At 59.8% G+C, this 21,940-nt stretch carries 20 protein-coding genes; 6 read left to right on the top strand and 14 right to left on the bottom strand.

The genetic code is table 11. The features are described from left to right. Positions 1–403: 403 nt before the first annotated feature. From LRS56_17845 to LRS56_17825, 5 genes are all read right to left on the bottom strand, one after another. Positions 404–1,006, bottom strand: a complete 603-nt coding sequence (locus LRS56_17845) for a hypothetical protein (protein ID WDU60732.1) — start codon at positions 1,004–1,006, stop codon at positions 404–406. After that, positions 1,003–1,314, bottom strand: coding sequence for a hypothetical protein (locus LRS56_17840; GenBank protein WDU60731.1), 312 nt, complete (start codon positions 1,312–1,314; stop codon positions 1,003–1,005). Before LRS56_17840 ends, LRS56_17845 begins: the two co-directional genes overlap by 4 nt. A gap of 480 nt (positions 1,315–1,794) precedes the next feature. After that, positions 1,795–2,949, bottom strand: coding sequence for a relaxase/mobilization nuclease domain-containing protein (locus tag LRS56_17835; GenBank protein WDU60730.1), 1,155 nt, complete (start codon positions 2,947–2,949; stop codon positions 1,795–1,797). Beyond that, entirely contained in the window at positions 2,946–3,239 is a 294-nt protein-coding gene (locus LRS56_17830; protein ID WDU60729.1) for a hypothetical protein, read from the bottom strand. The genes LRS56_17835 and LRS56_17830 overlap by 4 nt, the downstream gene beginning before the upstream one ends. 354 nt (positions 3,240–3,593) lie before the next feature. Next, positions 3,594–4,790, bottom strand: a complete 1,197-nt coding sequence (locus LRS56_17825; protein WDU60728.1) for a hypothetical protein — start codon at positions 4,788–4,790, stop codon at positions 3,594–3,596. A 555-nt stretch (positions 4,791–5,345) separates the two neighbouring features. Here LRS56_17825 and LRS56_17820 point away from each other — a divergent pair. Together LRS56_17820 and LRS56_17815 are read left to right on the top strand one after the other, a co-directional pair. Beyond that, entirely contained in the window at positions 5,346–5,699 is a 354-nt protein-coding gene (locus tag LRS56_17820; GenBank protein ID WDU60727.1) for a DUF6124 family protein, read from the top strand. A 150-nt stretch (positions 5,700–5,849) separates the two neighbouring features. Further along, on the top strand, positions 5,850–6,062 hold the full coding sequence (locus tag LRS56_17815) for a hypothetical protein (protein ID WDU60726.1): 213 nt from the start codon (positions 5,850–5,852) through the stop codon (positions 6,060–6,062). A gap of 15 nt (positions 6,063–6,077) precedes the next feature. Here the strand turns inward: LRS56_17815 and LRS56_17810 are convergent, their stop codons facing one another. From LRS56_17810 to LRS56_17790, 5 genes are all read right to left on the bottom strand, one after another. Next, positions 6,078–6,764 (bottom strand): hypothetical protein, encoded by a 687-nt coding sequence (locus tag LRS56_17810; GenBank protein WDU60725.1) that lies wholly within the window; start codon positions 6,762–6,764, stop codon positions 6,078–6,080. Next, positions 6,755–7,135, bottom strand: a complete 381-nt coding sequence (locus LRS56_17805; protein WDU60724.1) for a hypothetical protein — start codon at positions 7,133–7,135, stop codon at positions 6,755–6,757. The genes LRS56_17810 and LRS56_17805 overlap by 10 nt, the downstream gene beginning before the upstream one ends. A gap of 276 nt (positions 7,136–7,411) precedes the next feature. Beyond that, positions 7,412–8,080, bottom strand: a complete 669-nt coding sequence (locus LRS56_17800; protein WDU60723.1) for a hypothetical protein — start codon at positions 8,078–8,080, stop codon at positions 7,412–7,414. A gap of 5 nt (positions 8,081–8,085) precedes the next feature. Further along, entirely contained in the window at positions 8,086–8,250 is a 165-nt protein-coding gene (locus LRS56_17795; GenBank protein ID WDU60722.1) for a hypothetical protein, read from the bottom strand. Positions 8,251–8,443: 193 nt separating this feature from the next. Then, positions 8,444–9,631: an MFS transporter gene (locus tag LRS56_17790; protein ID WDU60721.1), complete on the bottom strand. Its 1,188-nt coding sequence runs from the start codon at positions 9,629–9,631 to the stop codon at positions 8,444–8,446. Between the two features lie 155 nt (positions 9,632–9,786). Here LRS56_17790 and LRS56_17785 point away from each other — a divergent pair, with 155 nt between their 5' ends. The 4 genes from LRS56_17785 to LRS56_17770 all read left to right on the top strand — a co-directional run bounded on the left by LRS56_17785 (position 9,787) and on the right by LRS56_17770 (position 17,492). Beyond that, positions 9,787–12,609, top strand: a complete 2,823-nt coding sequence (locus tag LRS56_17785; protein ID WDU60720.1) for an ATP-binding protein — start codon at positions 9,787–9,789, stop codon at positions 12,607–12,609. Then, positions 12,606–13,805, top strand: coding sequence for an EAL domain-containing response regulator (locus LRS56_17780; GenBank protein ID WDU60719.1), 1,200 nt, complete (start codon positions 12,606–12,608; stop codon positions 13,803–13,805). Before LRS56_17785 ends, LRS56_17780 begins: the two co-directional genes overlap by 4 nt. Before the next feature lie 124 nt (positions 13,806–13,929). Beyond that, positions 13,930–16,845 (top strand): ATP-binding protein, encoded by a 2,916-nt coding sequence (locus LRS56_17775; GenBank protein WDU60718.1) that lies wholly within the window; start codon positions 13,930–13,932, stop codon positions 16,843–16,845. Beyond that, on the top strand, positions 16,845–17,492 hold the full coding sequence (locus LRS56_17770; protein ID WDU60717.1) for a response regulator: 648 nt from the start codon (positions 16,845–16,847) through the stop codon (positions 17,490–17,492). The genes LRS56_17775 and LRS56_17770 overlap by 1 nt, the downstream gene beginning before the upstream one ends. 5 nt (positions 17,493–17,497) lie before the next feature. Here the strand turns inward: LRS56_17770 and LRS56_17765 are convergent, their stop codons facing one another. The 4 genes from LRS56_17765 to LRS56_17750 are packed head-to-tail and all read right to left on the bottom strand — an operon-like array spanning position 17,498 to position 21,939. Then, positions 17,498–17,986: a fimbrial protein gene (locus LRS56_17765; GenBank protein WDU60716.1), complete on the bottom strand. Its 489-nt coding sequence runs from the start codon at positions 17,984–17,986 to the stop codon at positions 17,498–17,500. Continuing rightward, positions 17,983–18,450, bottom strand: coding sequence for a type 1 fimbrial protein (locus tag LRS56_17760; protein ID WDU60715.1), 468 nt, complete (start codon positions 18,448–18,450; stop codon positions 17,983–17,985). Before LRS56_17760 ends, LRS56_17765 begins: the two co-directional genes overlap by 4 nt. A gap of 10 nt (positions 18,451–18,460) precedes the next feature. After that, positions 18,461–19,360 carry a fimbrial protein gene (locus tag LRS56_17755; GenBank protein WDU60714.1) on the bottom strand — a complete coding sequence of 300 codons (900 nt, stop codon included), beginning with the start codon at positions 19,358–19,360 and terminating at the stop codon, positions 18,461–18,463. A gap of 2 nt (positions 19,361–19,362) precedes the next feature. Then, positions 19,363–21,939 (bottom strand): fimbrial biogenesis outer membrane usher protein, encoded by a 2,577-nt coding sequence (locus LRS56_17750; GenBank protein WDU60713.1) that lies wholly within the window; start codon positions 21,937–21,939, stop codon positions 19,363–19,365. Position 21,940: the final 1 nt, after the last annotated feature.

The following is a 21,940-nucleotide window of genomic DNA, read 5'->3' as shown; positions in this document are numbered from 1 at the left end:
CAGGTGTTTGTATAGCTCTCGGGCTTCAAGGATCTGATCCCTGATCTCCTCGGGATCTATGCGCATGCCACCGCGAGGCGTTACCTGGAGCGATTTTAGACTGTTCGCAGCCTTGATGAATTTCTGTTCTTCCGCCTGAATCCACGCGGGGCGCTTGTCTTTCCAAAAGAGCCAACCCATTTGTCCGGCCTCATCTTTGATTGGATGCTCAGCAGTATGTGGGAGCGGTGGCCAATGTCCAAGCAAGAAGGTGAGTCGGATCGCTCTGCAAGCGGAGCGCGCAGACCAAGATGGTCGTAGAGCGGAAGGATGGTAGCCCGTAGGGCCGAGACCCGTCGTAGCGGGGCTCGGTTCACGACAGCCGGCGCCGAAGGGGGCCGCCCGTCTACTGGCAACGCAAATGTTACCGAACAGCTCGTTGATGAAATGACCGAGGCACTACGCCCAGCGCGCAAAGATCGTATGTCCCGCGCAATGCCACCTCGTCACCAGACGACACCCTGACATGGGTAAAGATCGTCGACAGGAAGCGCTTCCTTTCGCCGTTGCCGAGCTCAGACCAAATCCTCGGCTGTCCTTGTGCATCAGGGATCGCCAGACGGTCGAGGAAATACTCTTCCAGGCTGTGCAGACGTTGTTGGCCATCAATCAAAACTTCACTGTTCTCGGCCAATGCCCTGTTACCGATCACAGGCTCGTACCAGTCATTCGTGAGGTAGCTCCCCAGATCCGCGCCTGACCACACAGCAGAGATAAAGCGAGCCTTTTGCCCTAGGTTCCACTCCAGCCCGCGCGCCCACGATGGAATGGGCATGCCCATAACGAATCGCGCCGCCCACGGAAACTGCTCACGCACGGAGGAGGGGTCTACCAGATACTTTTCCCAATGGCCGACTAAGACCTCGAGGGGAGAATGACTGACGGTCGTGGGCAGAAGACGCTGCGGCATATGGATGTGCATGTCTGATGTTCCGCCGTCGGCGTAACGTTTAAAAAGCGAAGTCATAGTTTTCCTGGGTAGCTCAGGTTGGTCGAAGTATTCGGGTAAGTACGGGCGCATCGCCATGCATCCACCGTTGCAATGATCAGCAGATCCCGATTTGTGGAGATATCAATCTGACCGCTATCGGTCAATGCATGTGCATAGCCCTCAGCGTAGGCCGCCGCTTTGTCGAATTCGGATGTGCAGGTTGACGATTCGATGTAGCTGATCAGCCGTTCCCATGTGCGCCGTTGTCGGTTGCCGAGAATCGTGAAGGGGAGCGACAAGGCACCGCTCAGGCGCTGTGCGAAGTCATGTGTAGAGAGGGTCAAAGCCATCGCTCAAAAAAGGTACTTATCCATCACAAACGGTTAGTTTCGGAAAACCTTGAGCCTGAAGCGATGTTTTTGAAGAAATACATGTTTGTCCAAATGCTGCAGCTGGGACTGATGTGTTACTGGACTGTCACGCCAGGCAAGCGGAGCGCGCAGGCACAAAGATGGAAGCCCGGAGGGGCAAGATAGCCATTGAAAATGGCTGGCTTGATTCACGACAGCTGGCCCGAAGGGCGCGCCAAACGCCGGTCTGCAGGAATAAGCCGTCTGACTGAATTTTGCATGCAGTCAGCATTACTCAAACACCCTATTCCAGTCCCGTTTATTGAGCTCGTTGCAGACATCTGGTGAGCCACCGAATACACGTCCAGCTACCCTTTAAGCGCCAATATCTTCTAAGCCATAGAGTCCAAGATAGAAGGCGCAGTAAAGGAAGGCTGACTCAGCCCTCCAGCGTACTAACTGACTAACGAGATCTTATAGCGCTGGAGCCTGTTCCTCTTCTAGCTCCAGCGGCTGGCCTGGTATGTACTCTATGTAACTGCGCATCAACCTGCACTCCCTTGGCTTAAATAGCTCATCAAAAATAGCATCCAGCAGCTCAAGAACCTCCTGAATCATTTTCTGGACTTCATAGTCCCTGGCTGTAAACCTGACGTAGATCGGGCTTCTTCTCTTTCCTGAAGTTGAAACAAATTCAAAGTAATAGATTCGAGCTCTTTCTTGTTCTTCGCTATCTCTTCTCGCAATGTCATCCTGAAGTTCACGAATGGTTTTGGGGTCATAATGTATTCCTTCCTGCGTAGTTAGTTTGTGCCATGTGAGTCTTGAGCGCTTGAGCTGTCTGCCACTTATATATTTGCCGTCAAACTCAAACGATATTCCTTTTGGTTGGCCGTCCTCGTTGAGGGTCAGGTTGATATAGACCTTTTGCTTCCTGAGTAGCCGGGTGAACGTGAACATATCGCCATCGACGGCGTTGGTGGCTTCGATAGCGCCTGCGATCTTCGCGATCATCTTGTGCTTCAACGGCAGGTCGCCGTCGCGGATCGAGGCTTGGAGCTCTTCGTGAGTGATCGAGGCGCCCCATGTGTCCTCGGGCTTCGGTGCTTTGGTGAGGCCGAAGCGATCTTCTATGCCCGACACTGAGTCGAGGCTGATGCTTCGCTCGTTGCTGTCTTTGACCATGGAGAAGTCATCGTTGAGCCTGATCCTGTTGGCGACGATGTGGACGTGTTGGTGTTCTTTGTCTTGGTGCATTACAGCGACGTACTGGTTGGTCTCGTTGAAGCCCAGGTCTGTCATGTAGGTCTGGACGGCTGTGCGCCACTGTGCGGTCGTCAGGGACTCTCCGGGCCGAAGGGACAGTATTGCGTGGAAGACTGGCTTGATGGCTTTATCAGAGTCGATTGAGAAGCGGCGAAGGGTCTCAATCTGGTCGAACTCCTTGATCATCTCCGCGAGGTCTGCTTCGTTACCCTGAACGACGCCTGGCAGCGGATCTTTGCTCATAGTGTTGTGGCTGATCGTCCGGATTCCGCTGATTTCGTGATCGTGCTTGGTGCAGCCAAAAATGTACCGAATCCGGTTCTTAAACGAGCCTACTGACTTAGGAAAAATCTTGCCGATCATGCAACACCCCCAAAGTTGACTTGGGCGATGTACTTCACTTTCTCAAGCAGTGCGGAGCCTGGACGGTCTGCGTTGATCATCGAGGCGAGGTTCATGAGCTCACGGGCGATCTGAACAATGTCCTGGGTGACTTTGGGCTTCAACTGCCCATTGGCAACGTAGTCACGGATAAACGCTCCAGCGGACTTATAGCCTGCTTCAGCCATCTTTGCATTCAGGATATCTAACTCAGACTTGTTAAGCCTGAAAGTGATCCTAGTCTCTTTATTCTGCTTCTCAGTGTTCTTCATCTTGACTCACTTTATTTTTTTATTTGTCGAGGCAATCACGCAACACCCGGAGGGATGTGAGTATCTAGTCCTGCTTGTCTGACACAGACACAACTGGCTAAAAAGAAGCTCTAGATCTATTGTGCAAAAGGAGTTTTAGGTGGGTCTAGTGGTTTTGCTAATTATTTTGATTTATTTGCTTGTATACCGAAACTTTCGCAAGGTGTGAATGCGAAATCGTAGTATTGGAGTGCGAAATCACTCTGGTCGAGTGCGGTTTTACTTTAGGTAGGTGCGGGGCTCGCAAGGGATGAGTGCGAAATCGCAGTATGGTCTTGCGACTTCGCTTTGACAGTAAGCAATATGGAAGGTATATCAGTTGTAGAAGGTTATACTTGGGAATATACCAGTCTCTTTACCTTCTTCAACGATACTGTCAAATGGATCAAAGAACTTCTCTGGTGTACTGAGCTTTGCTGTCCATGTCACAAGCTCTGGATATCCCATTACGTAACATGAAGAATTCATTTCTTTGCCCAGCCCAAGAACTCGTTCCGAGTAGCTCTCCCATTCATTGATGAAAGTTTCCTGGACGACTATAAGGTTTCGGATCACTTTGTCGTGCGTTTCAATCTCAAAGATATCTTCGCCAAAGTGAAACTGCAGGTTCTCACCACGTCTGAGGTACTTAATCGCTCCTCTCGTTTGATCAATAGCTTTATCAAGAGCCTTTGAAACTGTCGAGATCTTTCTTTTTAGAGTTCGATCTAAGGACTTTTCCGTGTTTGGGCTGTCCTTGGCCTGAGTCAGCAGCAGATATTCATCGGAGGCAACTAAAACGTCGACGAACTCTTCATTGTTATCTGTGCGAAGTGGGTTCAGGAATATTGAGTCTTCATGAAATACTTTCTGAAGTAGCTTAACAATATCCATCTCTTGAAAGCTACCTGGCTCTAGCCTCTCAAGGGTCGAGTGGCTCACAGGTGGGCCTTTTTGAAACAGATTGTTCATGGGTACTGCGTCTAGAATGAATAAATCCTCGATCATTAGTGGTTCAAGGAAATTAACCTTAATCGAGTTCTTATCATCCTGAAGCGATCTGCGCATGAACCAGTGATTAGTTAAGTCACGAATTTCATAAGCAGCCTCAAGGCTTGATGGGGCAAGCTTGTATTGGCTTTTGTCGAACTCTGCGAACTTTGTGTTCTGCGACCTGTAGCCAAGAAGTTCGCGATTGTTGTCGTCAAAGAAATGAATGTCGAAGCTTTCCGATGAAAGCAGGTCAAATATGGAGTGTCCCATTTCATCGTCTAGCAGGGGAGTAACAACCATCAGTGGGTTGAGCTCATCATCTTCATATGTAGTGACCAGACCGTGGTAAGTCTCTCCGTTCATCCGACATGGGGCTAGATAGAACCCGATGCGCTGCTTGGCTTTTGCGGCTAGTACGGCCTCCTTGGGCACTTTGATTATGAGGAGGAGCGTACCTTCCTTGTCGTTTGCAATCGTACTTATCCCGTGATGTAGGTCTCTCACGTGCTGCATCAGATGTGGATAGCGGATGGTCAGCATTGTGTCTCCATGAGGCTGGCATAGATCAATGTGCCACTACTCATAGCATGAAAGTGGCAGCTATTCACTGTGCAGGAGAGGGGAAAAGTAGGTAGTGCCAGTCGGTAGTGCTATGGCTGGAGGCACTGGCGCTCAGCGTGGAGTCCAATCGGTCTGTCCAATATTTTCGCTGTCAGGGTAGGAGGGCGGTATCGATGTCTGCACACAGGATGTACACGATCACAGCAAACCCAAATGAATTAGGGCTTTGGTGATCCAATCCATCATGGGTGCGACGGAGAAGCGGCGGGAGAGGGGAGCAGTTTGTAGGGGCATTGGGGAATCTGAGTCGATGAGGCGAATGGTGCAGTTTATCAGGGATGCTTCCTGGGTGTCGGGGAGGTGTGTGGCGCCTTTCACCACTTATATGCCTTAAGAATTTTCCCACGGTTTTCCCAGCTTGCCCCTCAGACCTCCCATCGCTAACCTCCTCCAGCCGCTACAAACCCCGCGGCCAGAGGTGGAAGTCCGTATTGCTAAGGCGTTTTAACTCCCGAAAATATTGGAGCGTCGCCCATGCACAACAAAACACGCAATCCGTATGCTGACCACAACGCTGCACCCGTCGATACCAAACTTCACGCAGCCGCCAAGCGCGCGATTGAGCATTACCTACCCTCATCCGACGACGGTGCGCCCATCGAGCGCCCAAGCAACAACGTGTTCTTCGTCAGCCCCAACATAGACACCGAAACCCTCCTGGCCAACGCTGCCGAGAACCTGGAATCCGCCAACCAAATGGCCTCAAACCTGGCATTCGAAGTTGATGAGCCCCACCGCGCCATCGTCCTGGGCATTCAACAGCTAATCGAATTAAGCGCTCTACTCGTCGACCGAGCCCAAGAGCAGCTAGCCCCTGCAATCCGCTGACAACTAACCTCCCCGCCGCCTAACCCAAAAGGCGGCAACCTGAACCAGCCCTGTCATCCCACAAAGTTTCATAATTCCCTGCGCCTTTGAGGTCTACCATCCTCCCTATCAGAGAGGCCCCCGCACCTCCCACCCACAGAGCACTGATAAATGATCTCGAACCTCGCCAAAGTCGTGATGATCACCGGCACGCTGCTGCTGTCCGCTTGTTCCGGCATGAGCAGCAGTACGTGTTTCTCTGAGGGTTGCCAGTCGTTTGACGGGCACGGCGCAAACAACAATGCCACCAAAGTAAATTTTGGTGGCAGTGCCATCGGCAGCAGCTTTAGTCAGTACAGCTCGGGGTTGCTGCACGACGATTGATAGTGAGTACGGCGCCTATGACTGTTGCTCATTCCAGGCTGTGCCCTGCACACGCTCGCCGTTGAAGGTGCCGCTGGCCTTGGCCACGCCTTCGTAGGTGTCACGGCCCTTGGACGTGTCGCCAGGGAGGGGTGGGAAGGGAAAGTCTTGCGCATCCATCAGGCTTTCTACATGAATTACGGCGTCGAACGCTGGAATTTCGACCTTGAATTCCATGTAGAACAACACGCCAGTCGGGCCGGTCCAGGTTCTTCCTGTGGGGGTCATCACGCAGTCAGTCTGGTAGTAAGTCGTCCCATCGGGAAACTCAATGGTCGCATTGCTCTGCACCGGCTTATCGAGCGACGGCGGGGCGCCGCTGAAGGTGGTGTAGTGCGAAATGTGGATGCCGTTGTCCAGTTGCATTGTCTGCAGGAACCATAGGGCCGGGTCCTTGGCGCTACCGAAGTAGCCGTACTCGTGATCCATCCATGTCAGCCCCTGCACTGCAAACTCTGCATCGCCGAGGGTGAGTGTGCCCTCTGTGTGCACCCGCGTCAGTGAGTAGTAATAGTTGTTGGTGGTGAGGCCACCCTGTTTTTCCGGATGGTCCAGCACACCACGGCCCCATACATACAGCGGGCGCCCTTGCTGGGACATCGTCAGCGAAAACTTCACTACCGTCGGGGTATCGGTGTCGACCATCACCGCGTCTATCTGCATGTTTTTGGTCGGGTCTGCCTGGGGGCTTTCATCGACACATACGACTTCTTGTCGGCGCTTTCCTGTTTCACCCACCAGTCTTTGCTCGGGTCGCTTTCTGCCCAATCCGTGATACCCAGGGTCATGGAGGTCAGCTGATAGTGCTTCTGGTTTTCGACATCCGTCAGCATCATTTGAAAGAAGCCCAGCGGGTAGAACGCAGCAGCGTTGATCTCAAAGCCGAACACACGCCCACCTGCCTTGAGTGTGCCGGTATGCCACCACCATTCCGTGGGCGCGCCGACGTGCAGGTAATGGTCCTTGGGGAGGTGAAGGACCACCTCGGACGAGGGAACGGGAACAGGAGCCTGCGAAAGCTGCGATGACTTCACGGTGTCGCCTCTCTATAAGAACCAGTTTTTTTGGGGGGGGGCGGGCGGGGAAGGGGTTTACTGGCGGTGAGAGGGGCTGGCCATGTAGTTCTTCCATGAAGGAGCCGCAGCGGGGCTGGGGCTTCAAATGTCCTGGGCGAAGGCTAGCTGACAATTCTGAAGCTGCAATGTCAATTTGATGGCATTGGTTGTTCGGGAAGAAGGTTGAGCGGGCTTGAAGGGGGAGGGGCTGCTGCGCAGCCCAACGGGAGCAAGCTCCCTCGCCACAGCGCGGGGTTAGCCCGTAACCACTGTGCCCTTATGAAAAATCTCCCGCCGTGCCCGGCGGCTGATGTTTTCATGCTTGCTGGCCGCGTACATCTCGGCAAAACGCTCGCGGTCGATGCCTTCATAGTGGGCCAGTTCTTCCATCACCAGATGGTCGTACTCTTTCTCGATCACGAACCGGAAAATCTCGCGTCGGTAGTAGAAGCCGAATTGAAACGCCAGCACCTCGGTCAGGTAGTCCGAAGGGGTGAGGAAGCAGTTTTCCAGGTCGATGGCCTTGGCGGCTGTTGGCCGCTTGGGGTCGATCATCACGTTGTTGGCCCAGAAATCCATGTGTACCACGCCCTTGCCGTGCAGGGAGCGCAGCAGTTTGAACGACACATTGATCAAGCCGTGAATGTCACGCGTTTGGTTGAGCCAGTCCAGGCCGCTGACGTAGCCGTCGAGCATTTCGGTGAAGATGAAGAATTCCTGGATCAGGCCAAGCGCCGACTTTCTATAGCCGAACCCGTACAAGCCGGCCACTGGGGCGCCACGCTTCTGGGCGCCGAGGGTGTTGATGACTTCTTCGACCGGCCAGTCGAACGTGCCGTCGCGTTTTGCGCGGCCGAACGTAACTCTTAATTTGGGCCTGAGGCTGTCGAGGGGTTGGGATTTGGCGAACAGGTCGTTCTCCATCCCTTTCAGGGGGCGCTGACGCGGTCTTTTAGCTCAAGGCGCGTGTCGATCAGGTCCTGAATCGCCTGCTGGGCACTCGCGTCGGTGCCGTGCGTGGTGTAAACCGTAGCGTTGCGATGGCTCAGTGTCGCCGGAAAACTTTGCAGCACGCTGCTGTCAGGAAAGCTCAAAACACGTCCTTGTATTATCAGAAAAATACTACAGACATGTTACATGTTGAGTGCATTGGATCCAACCTGAACCTAACCTGTACGAAAATGAAATTTCTGTCAGAAAGCGGAGTTGGCGGCTTTTTAAGGTTGATGGCTGTGGATTTTTGTGAGCTTTTTCGAGGGGTGGGGCAGGCTTCCCTGCCCCTGTCATTTAATGCCCGCCCTGCATCCGTCGTGCTATCAGGTAAACCCCTAGGCCGACCAAGGCCGTGGCCGCGCCGATGTACCCGGTGCTGGTCCAGCCCAGCCCTGCCGTAATCGCCATCCCGCCAAACCATGGGCCCAGCGCGTTAGCCAGGTTGAAGGCGGCGTGGTTGGAGGCTGCCGCGAGGCTGGGTGCTTCGTGGGCGATGTCCATCAGGCGGATTTGCAGCGGAGCGGCCAACGACACCATGGTGCCGACCAGGCCAATGCCCAGCAGCACGCCCCAGAGTGACCCGGCGGCGAAGGGGAAGAACACCAGGACTGCCATCGACCACACCAGGATCAAGCCCACCGCCCGAAATTGCAGGCGATCAAACAGCTTGCCGCCGGCAATGTTGCCGATGATCCCGCCCACGCCAAACGCCGCCAGCCCGAACGGGATCCATTGCGGCGACACCTTGGTCACTTCCAGCATGGTCGGGGCCAGGTAGCTGAACACGCAGAACATCCCGGCAAACCCGATGGCGCCGATGGCCAGCGCCATCCACACCTGGGGTTTGGTGAAGGCGCGCAGTTCCTTGCGCGGGTCGCTGCGCGGTTCATCGCGGCGGTCGGGGACGTAGCGCCACACCAGCGCGATAGTGCACAGGGCGATCACGCTGACCAGTGCAAACGCCGAGCGCCAGCCCAGGTACTGCCCGAGGGAGGTGGCAATCGGGTTACCCAGCAGCATCGCCAGCGTTAGCCCCATCATCACGCGGGCTACCGCGCCGGCGCGTTTGTCGTTCGCCACCATGCTCGACGCCACCACGGCGGCAATCCCGAAGTAGGCGCCATGGGGCAGGCCGCTGATAAAGCGGAAAGCCACCAATGAACCGAAGGTTGGGGTGAACGCGGTGGCCAGGTTGCCCAGGGCATACAGCCCCATTAACAGCAGCAACATATGTTTGCGCAGCAGTTTGGCGCCGAGGATCGCCAACAGCGGCGCGCCGACCATCACGCCCAGCGCGTAGGCACTGATGGCGTGGCCCACTTGGGGTTCGCTGAGGTTGAGGTTGTGGGCGATGTCCGGCATCAGGCCCATGATGGCGAACTCGCCGGTGCCGATAGCGAAAGCGCCCACGGCCATGGCAGCTTCCATTTTCGCAGCGCTGCGCGCGGGCAGCACGTGCCCGGGTGTTTGGTGGATAGACATGGATCGCCTGTTTGGATGGATTGCACAAAGGACAGCCGCCGATGCTACGCAGCCGGCGGCGAATGTGTCTAGAACAGCCTTTTCCCACAGAGTTCAACGGCCCTTTGAGATCCGTCTTATTCTCCGGCTCCCTTGAGCCCCTTACGCTTGCAGCGATGAAACTCAAACATTTCCTGCAACCGCTCGACTCGTCCTTCTCCACGCCCAAGGCTGCCCGCAAGCTGCTGCGCCTGTTTGCCCTGGCGCTGGTGCTGGGTGTGTATGCAGGCGCCTACAGCTACCTGCGCGCCGCGTTCAGCGAAGAAATTTCGTTGCGGCGCAGCTATATGAATGAGGCGGTCTCCGATGCGCAGAGTTTTTTCGTCAGCCGCCAGACGCTGCTGAAAAGCCTCGGCCTGTCGACGGTGCGGCATATGACGGCGCCGGTGGGCAACCTCAATGAAGTGCCGGCCGAAGAAGTGCATATCACCCTGGGCGAGGCGGGCAATATCTGGAGCCTGTGGCTGACCCGACGCATGCTCGATTACCTGCAGGTTAACCAGGTCAACCTGATCTACGTGGCCCAGCGTGCAGCGCCTGCGGTGGAGCGCCTGTTTACGGTGGGCGTTGCGCCGGGTGAGGTGCCGCAAACGGTGTTGCAACGGTTGATGGCGGTGGACACCGGCAAGGTGTCGGTCAGCGATGAGTTGTGGCTCACCGAACAAAGCCGCCTGGATTCGCCGCTGTACATCTTCACCCGCCTGGATGAACGCAGCCCGACCTCGGGCTGGCTCGGCCTGGAGGTTGACGGGCCGGACCTGATCAACGCCCTGCAGCATGAAAAGGCCGGCGACTTCATGCTGCTCGATGGCGCCGGCCAGCTGATTTTCAGCAGTGCGCCGCATCAACCGACGGCGGCGCAGGTGCTGCGTCAGTACCATTCCACGGCCAGTTTCGGCTGGGAGGGCAGCCGCTGGTTGCCCGACCGCCTGGCCATCCGCAAACACCTGGGTTACTCCCATTGGCAGATTGTCTACAGCCTGGAGTTGCGCTCGCTGCTGCCGAGCCTGGCACTGCCGTTGCTGGTGTGCCTGCTGCTGTGTGCGCTGGCGAGCGTGTTGATGGTGCGGCTGGTACGCCGCATCGATCAGCGCCTGATTATCCCGGCGGCCAATCGCATCGAGGCGCTGGTGGAAAGCGAGGCGTTCAGCAGTGCGGTGATTCGTATCGCGCCGGTGGCGCTGTGCGTGCTGCGGCGCAGCGACGGCGGCGTGGTGCTGGAGAATCCCTTGTCCCGCCAATGGCTGGGCAACGGGCAGGAGCGCGAGCAACTGTGCCACGACTGGATTCGCCGTGCCTTCCACGACGCCGAACAAAGCAGCACCGATGAGCTGCAAACGGCCGATGGTCGGCACCTGTTCCTGAGCTTTGCGCCTACGCGTTATCAGCGGGAAGAGGTGTTGATTTGCGCCTTCAGCGACATCAGTGAGCGCAAGCAGGTGGAACTCGCTCTGGAGCAGGCGCGCACCCTGGCGGACGCGGCCAATGAGGCCAAGACGCTGTTCCTGGCGACCATGAGCCATGAAATCCGCACGCCGCTGTACGGCGTGCTCGGCACCCTGGAATTGCTCGCCCGCACCGACCTCAACAGCCAGCAGCGCGGCTACCTGAATGCCATCGAAGGCTCGTCGGCCAACTTGCTGCAACTGATCTGCGATGTGCTGGATGTGTCGAAGATCGAGGCCGGGCAACTGTCCCTCGAACTCACGGTATTTTCCCCGCTGGAGTTGGTACAAGAGGTGCTCCAGGGCTACGCCGGCGCCGCGCAGAGCAAGGGCTTGCAGCTGTTTACCTGCCTCGACCCGCAGTTGCCCGATCGGGTGCGCGGCGATGTCACGCGTATCCGCCAGATCCTCAACAACCTGCTCAACAATGCGCTGAAGTTCACCGAGAGTGGGCGGATCGTCTTGCGCTTGCGCCTGGAAAGCCGCGAGGGCGAACGCGCCATGCTGCAATGGCAAGTCGTCGACACCGGCAAGGGCATTGCCGCGCACGACCAGCAGTACCTGTTTGAACCGTTCTTCCAGGCCAGCGGCAATGCCAATGTGGTGGCGGGCACCGGGCTCGGGCTGTCGATCTGCAAGCGCCTGGTGCACTTGATGAACGGTACGCTGCGGGTGGTCAGCGAGCCGGGCCTGGGCAGCAGTTTTACCTTCACCTTGCCGCTGGAGCAGGTCAGCGAACACGACGGCGAGCCTTGGGCCCTGCCGCTGTTGGGCGAGCGCGTGTATGTGGTGTCGCCGGTGCGTGAGCTGGCGGAAAGCATCGGTGGCTGGCTGCGGCGCTGGGGCGCACGGGCGCAATTGGGGGTGCCCGAGTCGGTCGAGGCGGACCCCGGCGCGGTGCTGGTGGAACTTTATCCCGGCCCGGCCGAACTCAGCCAGCGGCTGCGTTGGTCGGGGCCGCGGGTCATGGCGGCGGCCGATGAGCATGCCGCGTACCCGGGCCCCGGCGCGTGCTGGCAGATCGGCTTGAACAACCTGCACGCCCTTAATCGTGCGGTCAGCCGTGCCCAGGGCATCGAGGAACACCTGTCGCCCACGCCCAGTGAGGCACCGGCCTCGCTCAACCTGAACCTGCGCCTGCTGGTGGCCGAAGACAACCTGATCAACCAGTTGATCCTGCGCGACCAACTCGAGGAACTCGGCTGCACCGTGGTGCTGGCCGCCGATGGCATCGAGGCGCTGTCGCTGTGGGGCGAAACCTCGTTCGACATGATCCTCACCGACGTCAACATGCCGCGCATGAACGGCTACGAACTCACCGAGCACTTGCGCCGCCAAGGCTGCTCGCTGCCGATCATCGGCGCCACGGCCAACGCCATGCTCGACGAAGCGGAGCGTTGCCTCAGCGCCGGCATGGATCACTGCCTGGTCAAGCCCTTCACCTTGCGGGCCCTCTATCAGTGCCTGCAGCGCTACCAGAGGAGCGTGCTTTGAGTGGCTATCGCGTGCTCATTGTGGAAGATCATCCCTTTCAGCATGAGTACCTGATCAACGTATTTCAGGCCATCGGCGGCTTTGAGGTCGAGGTGGTCTGGGACGGCGCGAGCGCGTTGCAGCGCCTGGCCCGCCAGCGCTACGACCTGTTGCTCAGCGACCTGATGATGCCGGGGATGGACGGTGTGCAACTGATCCAGCAACTGGCACGCCTGCCCGCACCGCCGGCCCTGGCGCTGATGAGCGTGGCCTCGCGGCGCATGCTGGTAGGCGCCGGGCAAGTGGCGGGCAACCTGGGCTTGACCGTGGCCGGGCTGATTTCCAAGCCGGTGTGCGAGCCGCAAGTGCGGACCCTGCGCGGCTGCCTCGACAAACTCGCCGAGCAGGCCCGTGCACCTTGCTGTCATCGCGGTATCAAGCTGGTGCGGGACAACCTTGTGCGCGCCTTGGCCAACGGTGAAATCCAGGCCTGGTTCCAGCCCAAGAAATCCTTGCGTGACGGGCGCATCGTCGGCGCCGAAGCGCTGGCCCGCTGGGTGCATCCGGTGGAAGGGCTGTTGATGCCCGGTGAGTTCCTTGGTGAAATCGAGCGCCTGGGTTTGGAAATACACCTGTTGACCTGCATCCTCGCCCAGACCCTGACCGCCCAGGCCCAGTGGGCGCAGCTGGGTTACCGGCTGCCGGTGTCGATCAACCTGCCCACCCATCTGCTTGACCAGAGCGACCTGGTCGACCGCCTGCTGGCCCAGGTGCAGCAGGGCGATGCCGAGCCCCGGCAGATCACCTTTGAGCTGATGGAAAGCTCCACCACACAGTTGCCCAGCAACTACTACGCTGGAGCATGCCGCCTGCGCATGATGGGCTTCGGACTGGCGCAGGATGATTTCGGCAAGGGTTTCAGTTCCTACTTCAACCTGGTCTCCACGCCGTTCAACGAAGTGAAGATCGACCGCTCGCTGGTGCATGGCTGTGCCGAGAACGAGAGCCTGGCCTCGGCCTTGCAAAGCATCGTCGAGCTGGGCCGCAAGCTGGGGCTGACCACCATTGCCGAAGGTGCCGAGACCCAGGCCGAGTTGGCGGTACTGCGGCGTATCCGCTGCGACCAGGTGCAAGGCTTCCTGATCTCACAGGGGGTGGCAGCAGACAAGTTCAGTGCGTTGCTGATAGAAGATGGCCCTGCGCCAGCACTTATCTGAGCGGCCAGGGTCACACAGTCAAGAAGCCCGAAGGAAGGGTCGCCCGGTTCGCCGGGCGTTATTGGCCAATGCCGGGATCAAGCATAGGCCCCACATCCTGATTCAGGCTTTCGCGGTACTGACGATGAAACATGCAAGCCTGCGCCTGGACAAACTGGCGCAAAGTTCACAGCGCCTGAACAAAGCCCTGTTGCTGCTCACGGGGCTCGCCTTGTTGCTGTCCAGCAGTTGCTACTGGGCGGTGTCGCGGCTGCTCGATGCCGAGCAGGAAAAGGTCCAGTTTCACTTTGCCCGTGTCGTGGAAATCATCCATGAACATGAGGCGTTTCTGCGCAACGTGGCCGTGGGTTACAGCCGCAGCAATGCGCCGCCGCTGCCGGCGGTGCAGTCCACCTCGGTGGTGGAGCTGCAGCGCGATGCCGGCCAGGTGGTATTGCAGGCCAAGGGTTTTGCCTTGTCGTTGCCGTTCACGTTGGCCCATGACGCGAGGTTTTCGGCGGATGACACACGCCGTGCGCTGGCGTTCGGCGTGCAACTCACTGACTACTACGGCGGCTATTGGGCCAGCTCGTTTTACGCCTCGCCGCAACTGTTTGTGCTGACCCCCAATAATGTCGCCAGCCTGGCGGTGCCCGGCATCGGCGGCTTGCGCCAGCACCAGCCGTTATTGCGCGAGCAGTACCGCGAGGTGGTGAGCCGCTTGCAGCAATTGCAGCAAAGCCAGCAGACCTTGTTGACCGACACGCGTGTGCGCTGGATGCGCGCCCCATTGCGCCTGTATCAGAACAGCCGCAACGTGGTCGCGATGATCGGCCTCGATGCGCCCGCTGCCGTACTGCCGGCCAGTCAGCCCCAGGGCCTGCTGACCCTGGCGGCCGTGGTGGATACGTCCCAAGTGGATGAATTCGAGCGGGTGCTGCAACTCTCGGTGTACAACCAGTTCACCCTGATCTCGCCCGAGGGCGAGGTGTTGCTGGGTAGCCTTGGCGACGAGCACATGGCGCCGCTGGGCTTGAGTTTCAACCGCCAGGGCCTGCGCTTCAAGATGGTCAGCGAAAGCGGTGAGCGCTGGACCGGTTTGTATGCGATCAGCTACCAGGATTTCCTGCGCTACGCCAAATGGCCGCTGCTGGGCCTGGGCCTGACCTTTATTGCGGCGCTGCTGCTGGGCTGGTGGATCAACCATTGGTACAAGACCCGCATCGTAAGCCCGGCCCAGCGCGCCCAGGAGCGCTTGTTCGAGAGCGAAGCCTTCAACCGCATCATGTTGCAGAACGCCCCGGCGGGTCTGTGCGTGGTGCGGCGCAGCGACCGCCAATTGCTCCTGGAAAACCAGCGCGCCCTGCACCTGGGCGGCACGGCGTCGCTGGTGGAAGTGCTCAAGGCCAACGATGGCCCGGACACCCCCGGCGAGATGTGCCTGGCGGTGCAGGGCCGCTATCTGCAGGTTGTGGTGGTGGCGGCGCGGTACGAAGGCGAAGACGTGTTTCTGTGTGGCTGCAACGACATCACCCGGCATGTGGATGAGACCCTGTTGCTGAACCAGGCCCGCCAGGAAGCCACCGCCGCCAACGAGGCCAAGACCGTATTCCTGGCCACCATGAGCCACGAGATCCGCACGCCGCTGTATGGGGTGCTGGGCAACCTGGAACTGATGGCCCTGACCGACCTGAGCGAGCGCCAGCGCCAGTACCTGGAGATTATCCAGGGCTCCTCCACCGTGCTGTTCCAGCTGATCAGCAACGTACTGGACGTGTCGAAGATCGAGTCCGGGCAAATGGCCGTGGAAGCGGCGCCGTTCAATCCGCGGCAACTGGTGGAGGAATCGGTGCTCGGCTTTACCGCCACGGCGCGTAACAAAGGCTTGCAGATTGACGCGGAAATCGACCCGCAAGTGCCGCAGCAACTGCAGGGCGACGCGGTGCGGATCCGCCAGATCCTGCATAACCTGTTGGGCAATGCGATCAAGTTCACCGAGTCGGGGCGCGTGCGTTTGCGCTTGACCGTGCAGGAACTGCTTGAGGGGGAGGTTGCCCTGCAATGGCAGGTCACCGATACCGGCGTGGGCATTCCGGAGAAGGCCCTGGACCAGTTGTTCAAACCGTTTTATCAAGTGGCCGGCGGCCAGGACGGCAGTGGAGCGGGCCTGGGCCTGTCGATCTGCTCACGTTTGAGCGAGTTGATGGGCGGGCACATGCGCGTGGTCAGTGAGCCGGGGCTGGGCAGCAGTTTTTCGCTGTTTATCACCTTGCCGATCCTCAGCGACGCCTTGTCCGCAGCCGGCCCGGTGCTGGCCGAGCCGTGCCTGGACGCGCCCTGCCTGAACGTGCGCGTGCTGGTGGCCGAAGACAACCCGGTCAGCCAGGCCGTGCTGCAGGAACAACTCGAAGCCCTCGGCGCCCAGGCCACGGTGGCGCGGGACGGCGAGCACGCGCTGCAGATCTGGGGCTCGCAGCCCTTTGACCTGGTGATCACCGACATCAACATGCCGCGCCTCAACGGCTACGACCTGGCCCGCGCCTTGCGTGAACAAGGCGTGCAGGTGCCGATTATCGGCGTTACTGCCAACGCGCTGCGCGAAGAGGGCGAGCGCTGCCTGGCGGTGGGCATGAACGCGTGGGTGGTCAAGCCGCTGAGCATGGGCATGCTGCGCCAGGCCCTGATGGCGCACTGTCGTCGCGCCACCGCCCTGGCGGTGCCGCAGGTGGACCGCGACCGCGAAGGCTGGATTGCATTGTCACCGGCCATGCGCCAATTGATGGGCGACACGTTGCTGGTCGACGTGCAACACATCGAGCAGGGCCTGGTCGCCGGCGATGCAGAGCGGGTTCGCCAACGCCTGCACAGCCTTAACGGTGCGCTGGCCAGCGTGCGGGCCACAGCCTTGTCCAGCGCGTGTCAGGCATGGGAAAACACGCTGTATGACGGCCCCCTGGATAGTCACGGCACTGCCCAGATCCGGGTGTTGTGCGCGAGGCTGACGGCGGTCGCGCAGTGCTTGCTGGCAGAGTCAACGGCTCACTACAAGGAAGATAAATAATGCGAGACATGAACGTTGTTATCGCCGATGACCACCCGATCGTCTTGGTGGGCGTGCGCGAGATCGTGCAGCGCGATTCACGCTATCGCCTGGTGGGCGAGGCCGTCAGTTCCAGCCAGCTCATCGAGTTGTTGCGCAGCCATCGGCCGCAGGTCCTGATCACTGATTTCAACATGCCCGGTGACGACACCTATGGCGATGGCCTGAAGCTGATCGAGTACATCCTGCGCCACTTCCCCGACACCCAGGTGCTGGTGCTGACCATGATTTCCAACAACCTGATCCTCACCCGTTTGCAGGAACTGGGCGTGGCCGGGGTGATCCAGAAAAACCATCTGCATGGCGAAATCGAAAAAGCCCTGGGCGCCATCAGTGCCCAGCGCAGTTACCAGGCGCCGGAGCCGGCGGCGACTTCGGTGGTCGGTAACCCGTACCAGGTGCAGGAGCGGTTCCAGAGCCTGTCGCCGCGTGAGATGGAAGTGCTGCGTTTATTTGTGACGGGCATGAGCGTCAGCGATATTGCGCGGCAATTGAGCCGCAGCAACAAGACCGTCAGCGCGCAGAAAATCTCGGCCATGCGCAAGCTCGATGTGGACAGTGACCAGGCGTTGCTGACCTATTGCATCGAGGCCCGGCAATTCCAGTAGGTGGCTCAGCGGTAGGTCATCTGCATCAACAGCATTGCGCTGTAGCTGCCCGCTTCGGGCAGTTCGCCCACCGACACGGGCTTGACCCGCAGGGTGAGTTCCAGCGGCCCGTCCGCCACTGGCCAGGTGCCGGTTTCGCCCAGGCTGAAGTCGGCCTTGGCGCTTTTATTCAAGAGCCCCAAACGCAAACCCAGGCCTGCACGATTAGTGAGCAGGGTCTGGTTATCGGCGCTGCCCAGCCCCGCCGAAAGCGTCAGGCTCACGCGGCTATCGGCCTGGCAATCGAAGACCAGCGGCACATCGGTGGCGGCGGCGCTGTCGTCGACCAGTTGGTTAAGGTTGACCTGGCCCAGGTCCACCTGTTGCGTACTGGGAAAACGCGCCGTGCACGGCGGTGCGATCAGCTTGCCGGTGACGTCGATCTGCGCGTGCTCCGCCGATTGCGCAAAGGCGGTGCCGGCCACCGCCAGCAGCATCCAGGCGAGCGCTTTCATAGGTAATTGATGGTCATGACCATGGACGAACTGAATGCTCCCGGCGCCAGCGTGCCGCGTGCCACCAGTTGCGCCTTGAGGCTGATATCCACGGCACCGCTGAGGTTCGTGTAGCTCTTGGTGGTGCCGTTGAGGTTCGCCGCGGTGTTGTCTGCCCACAGCAACGACACGCCGAGGTTGTCTGCCGTGGTCTTGGCGACGGTGGCGGTGTGCGTGCCGTTGTTGGCGGTGAAGCTCACATTCAGCGATGACCCTGCTGGGCAGGTCATGCGCACCGGCACCGGCACGGTTTCGGTCGTGGCCACCTGGTCGGTACGCACATTGCCGAATGCGGCGGTGAGGGTGGTGTTGCTGCTGAGCACACACGGCGGGCGGGTGAGGGTGCCGCTGACGGTGATGTTCACCGTGTCGGCGGCCTGGGCGGTGGCGCTGAGCAGCGCCAGGGCGAACAACGAAGATTTCATGGCGATGGCCTCAGCGGTAATTGATGGTGAGGGTGTATTGGCTCTGGAAGGCGCCGGTGGGCGACTGCCCGGCCACCAGTTGCGGTTTGAAACTCAGGTTTATAGCGTTGCTGCCGGTCTTCAGTTGCAGGTTGCGTGGGCTGGTGAAGTTCACCGGGTTGTAGGAGTCGGTCCAGATTGCCTGCATGTTCAGGCCGGCCAGTGTGGTGCGCGACACGCCGGTGGTGGCGCTGACCACTGCCTGGCTCGGCACCAGGGTGGCAGTGGCTTGCACGGCGGCGGCGCAGGTTACCGAGACCGAGGTCGATTGCACCTGGCTGCTGACGTCGGCATTGCTGATGGTGCCGAAGCGCAGGTTGACCGCGCTGGGGGAACTCAGCGTGCATGCCGGGGTGTAGACGGTGTACACAAACGGCATATCCAGGAACCACTCGGCCCACGCCAAGTAGTTAAGGGAGGTCACCCCAATTCGCACCTGCACATTGCGCGTGCCGGTGGTGCGGGGCGCGGTGCCCACCAGGTTGTAGCGGTAGCGCACCACGGTATTGATGGGTAAGCGTTGGCACGTGCCACCCAGGCAGACACCACTGAACTGGCCGATGTCGAGCAGCGGCACATAGGTCCAGCTGGAGGGGTCCACAAATTGCAGCGCGGCGTGGTTGTAGCCGCTTCCGTAGGTGACGCTGGTGTTCACGCCGGCGGCATAGGGGAAGGCACGGCGAATCGTGCACGTAGCGCTGTACTCGACGTTGATCGCTTCCCCCGGCTGGAAACGGTAGCCGAAGGTCGGGTAGCCGGGCGTTCCGCAATCGACGTTGCCGCCGATCAGCGCCTGCGCCTGAAACGACAGCCCACACAGTAAGCCGGCCAACAGCGCCAGCGTCAGCCGGCGGGGTATGTTCATGTTCATGCTCACGAATCCTTGGCGCCCGACCCACCGGCCGCACGCTCGCATTGAATGTTCAGTTGCGTAATCCCGCCCTCGGCAGGCCCGTCGTCGTTCAGGTTCAATTCGCGGCTGCACCATGGCTGCCCGTCCACGCTGATCAGCAAGCGCGCCTGGGGCGGCACGCCGGTCAGGAAGGCGCGGCCTTTGTCCGCCACCAAGGTGTTGCCCAGCGAACGGCCGTCCGCTGCGAACAGTTCTGCACGGGCCGCAAACGGCGCTGCTTCGCCCTGTGTATCGCGGATGCGAAACAGAATGCGTTTGCCGCGTCGGGTGTCGAAGTCGGCCAGTACAAAGGCGCCGCGATTGGGCGTGACCTCTTGCACCGGCTCGGCGATGTCGACGTCGGCGGACATCGATTGGGTGTCCAGTGACACGCGGTTCTTGCGGTAAGGCAGGGCGGACGGCATCACCGTGTAGCCATTGGCGTTGGTGCGCACCCCGCGCTTGTTGGTGATCGCCACATCAGCGGCGCCGGGCGTCGCAATGATCACGTTGGTTTCACCCAGTGGTTGGCTGAAAATCAGGTTGCTGTCGTACGCCACCACCGAGCCTTCCATGCCCAGGTCCAGTTGGCGGTTGCCGGCGGACTCGTTGTAGGCGCCGCGCACAATCGCGCCGGGTGCGTCGTACTGCGCGGCGAAGGTGCCGCCGGCCTGGCGTTGAGCGCCGTTGACTTGCTGCGACACGCCTGCGCTGTAGGCCAGGGTGTTGTCTTGCAGCGCGTTGCCGCTGAGGGTCGCAGTGCGTGACGCCGAACTGCGCGCGCTCTGGTTCATGTTGGCCGTGACTCGCTGGTTGCGCGTGCTGCCCAACGGCATGCTGACGCTCAGGGACAGGCTGCGATCTTCGCTGTTGGCGCCTTTGTTCAGGGCCAGCCCGAGGGAGTAGGAAATCTCCCCGACGCTGGCGCTGTAGCCCAGTTGGATCGAAGTGTCGGCCTTGCTCTTGTCCCAGTAGGCGGTTTTCGACACGTTGGCGTACACCCCGCCGTAGCCGCCCAATTGCTGGGACACGTTGGCGGTGAAGTTGCTCTTCATATGGCCATTGCGATAGGTGTCCAGGCCCATATCGTTGCTGCGACTGTTGAGCGCCTCATTGAACGAGTAGTAGCCGCCGGTGGAGTAGCGGTAGCCGATCAGGCTGAAATTGGTGTCGGTGGCCGCCAGGGATTTGGAGTAGCGAAAGCGAAACGATTGGCCGCTGGCGCTGGTTTTGTCATGGCCCATGGCGTCGCTGCGGGCGTGGGTCACGTCCACCGAAATCGCACCGAAACCGGCAAAATCATGGGCAAAGCCCAGCAGGCCGGCGTTGTATTGATCACTGAGCAGGCTGCCACCGAACAACGTGGTGCCGCCGCTCAAGCCCCGGCGCAGGGACGCCTGGATGAAGCGTGGGGTTTGCTGGGCAAAGGCCGATTGCGCCGGGCGGTACTGGCCGGCGAATACCGAATAACTTTGCTGGCCTTCGCGCAGCATGTAAGGCACCGACGAAAACGACTGGGTGTAGACCTGGCGCTGGCCGTCCGGGCCTTCTACGGTGACTTCAATGTCGCCGTTGCTGGCGGTGGGGTACAGGTCGGTCAAGGCGAACGGCCCCGAGGGCACCCATTGCTCATGGATCACGTAGCCACGCTGGCGGATGATCACCCGCGAGCGGCCATTGGCGATGCCGCGAATCACCGGCGCAAACTGGCGGGCCTGGTCGGGCAGCATGTCCAGGTCCGAGGCGATGCCCAGCCCGCGATAGGGGATGGCGTCGAACAGGTCGCCTTCGGTGGTGGCGTCGCCGAGCGTGGCGATCGCCATCAGGTTGCCCATGTCGCGCTGGGCGTAGGTTTCCAGCGACTCCCAGCGCCCGCTGTCGCCGGTGCCTTTCTGCCACGTCGAGAAGTTACGCAGGCGCCAGGCCCCGGCGTTGAGGCCGCTGCGCAGGCTGCCGAACTGGTTCTGGCGGCGGCCGGTGTCCGACTCCGCCGTACTGCCGGTGAAGCTGTAATTGGTGAACGCCACTTGCTCGCCGTTGCTCCACTGCCGGCGGCGTACTTCAAACGGGATGCTGCCCAGGTAAGCCTGGGGGATTTCAATCGAGAGTATCTGGCGGTTGAAGTCGTAGTCGTAACTCACGCCGGCCAGCCCTTGGTCGAAGCCAATACATGTGGCGTCGGCGTCGTTACGGTTTTGCAGGGCGCTATCGGCCACGCCCTGGGCGCGGAAAAACTCGGCGTCCAGGCAGGGAAACAGGCCGGTGGACGAGCTGTCCTGCGCGCCGGTGGCGCGAATAAAGCGCACATCACGCTGCTCGACCGAACGTTGATTGAGCACTACATCCACGCGATAAATCCCGGGTAACTGGCCGCCGCTCATGGCGCTGACCTGTTGTTTCACCGCGGCCGAACTCTGCCCGCCGCCGATCTCGAGGAACGACGCATCGAACTCGTAACCGGCCTGTGCGGGGGCCATGTACAAGGCCAAGGCCGCTGCAAGCGGGCAGCCGAGGGCCTTCACGGCGCGACGGCGCATGAATGGGCGTGAACGGGGCATG

The organism is Pseudomonas poae (assembly GCA_028869255.1).
Classification (GTDB): Bacteria; Pseudomonadota; Gammaproteobacteria; order Pseudomonadales; family Pseudomonadaceae; genus Aquipseudomonas; species Aquipseudomonas poae_C.
The sequence above is the reverse complement of the archived record's forward strand: the minus strand, read 5'-3'. Positions and strand labels throughout refer to the sequence as shown.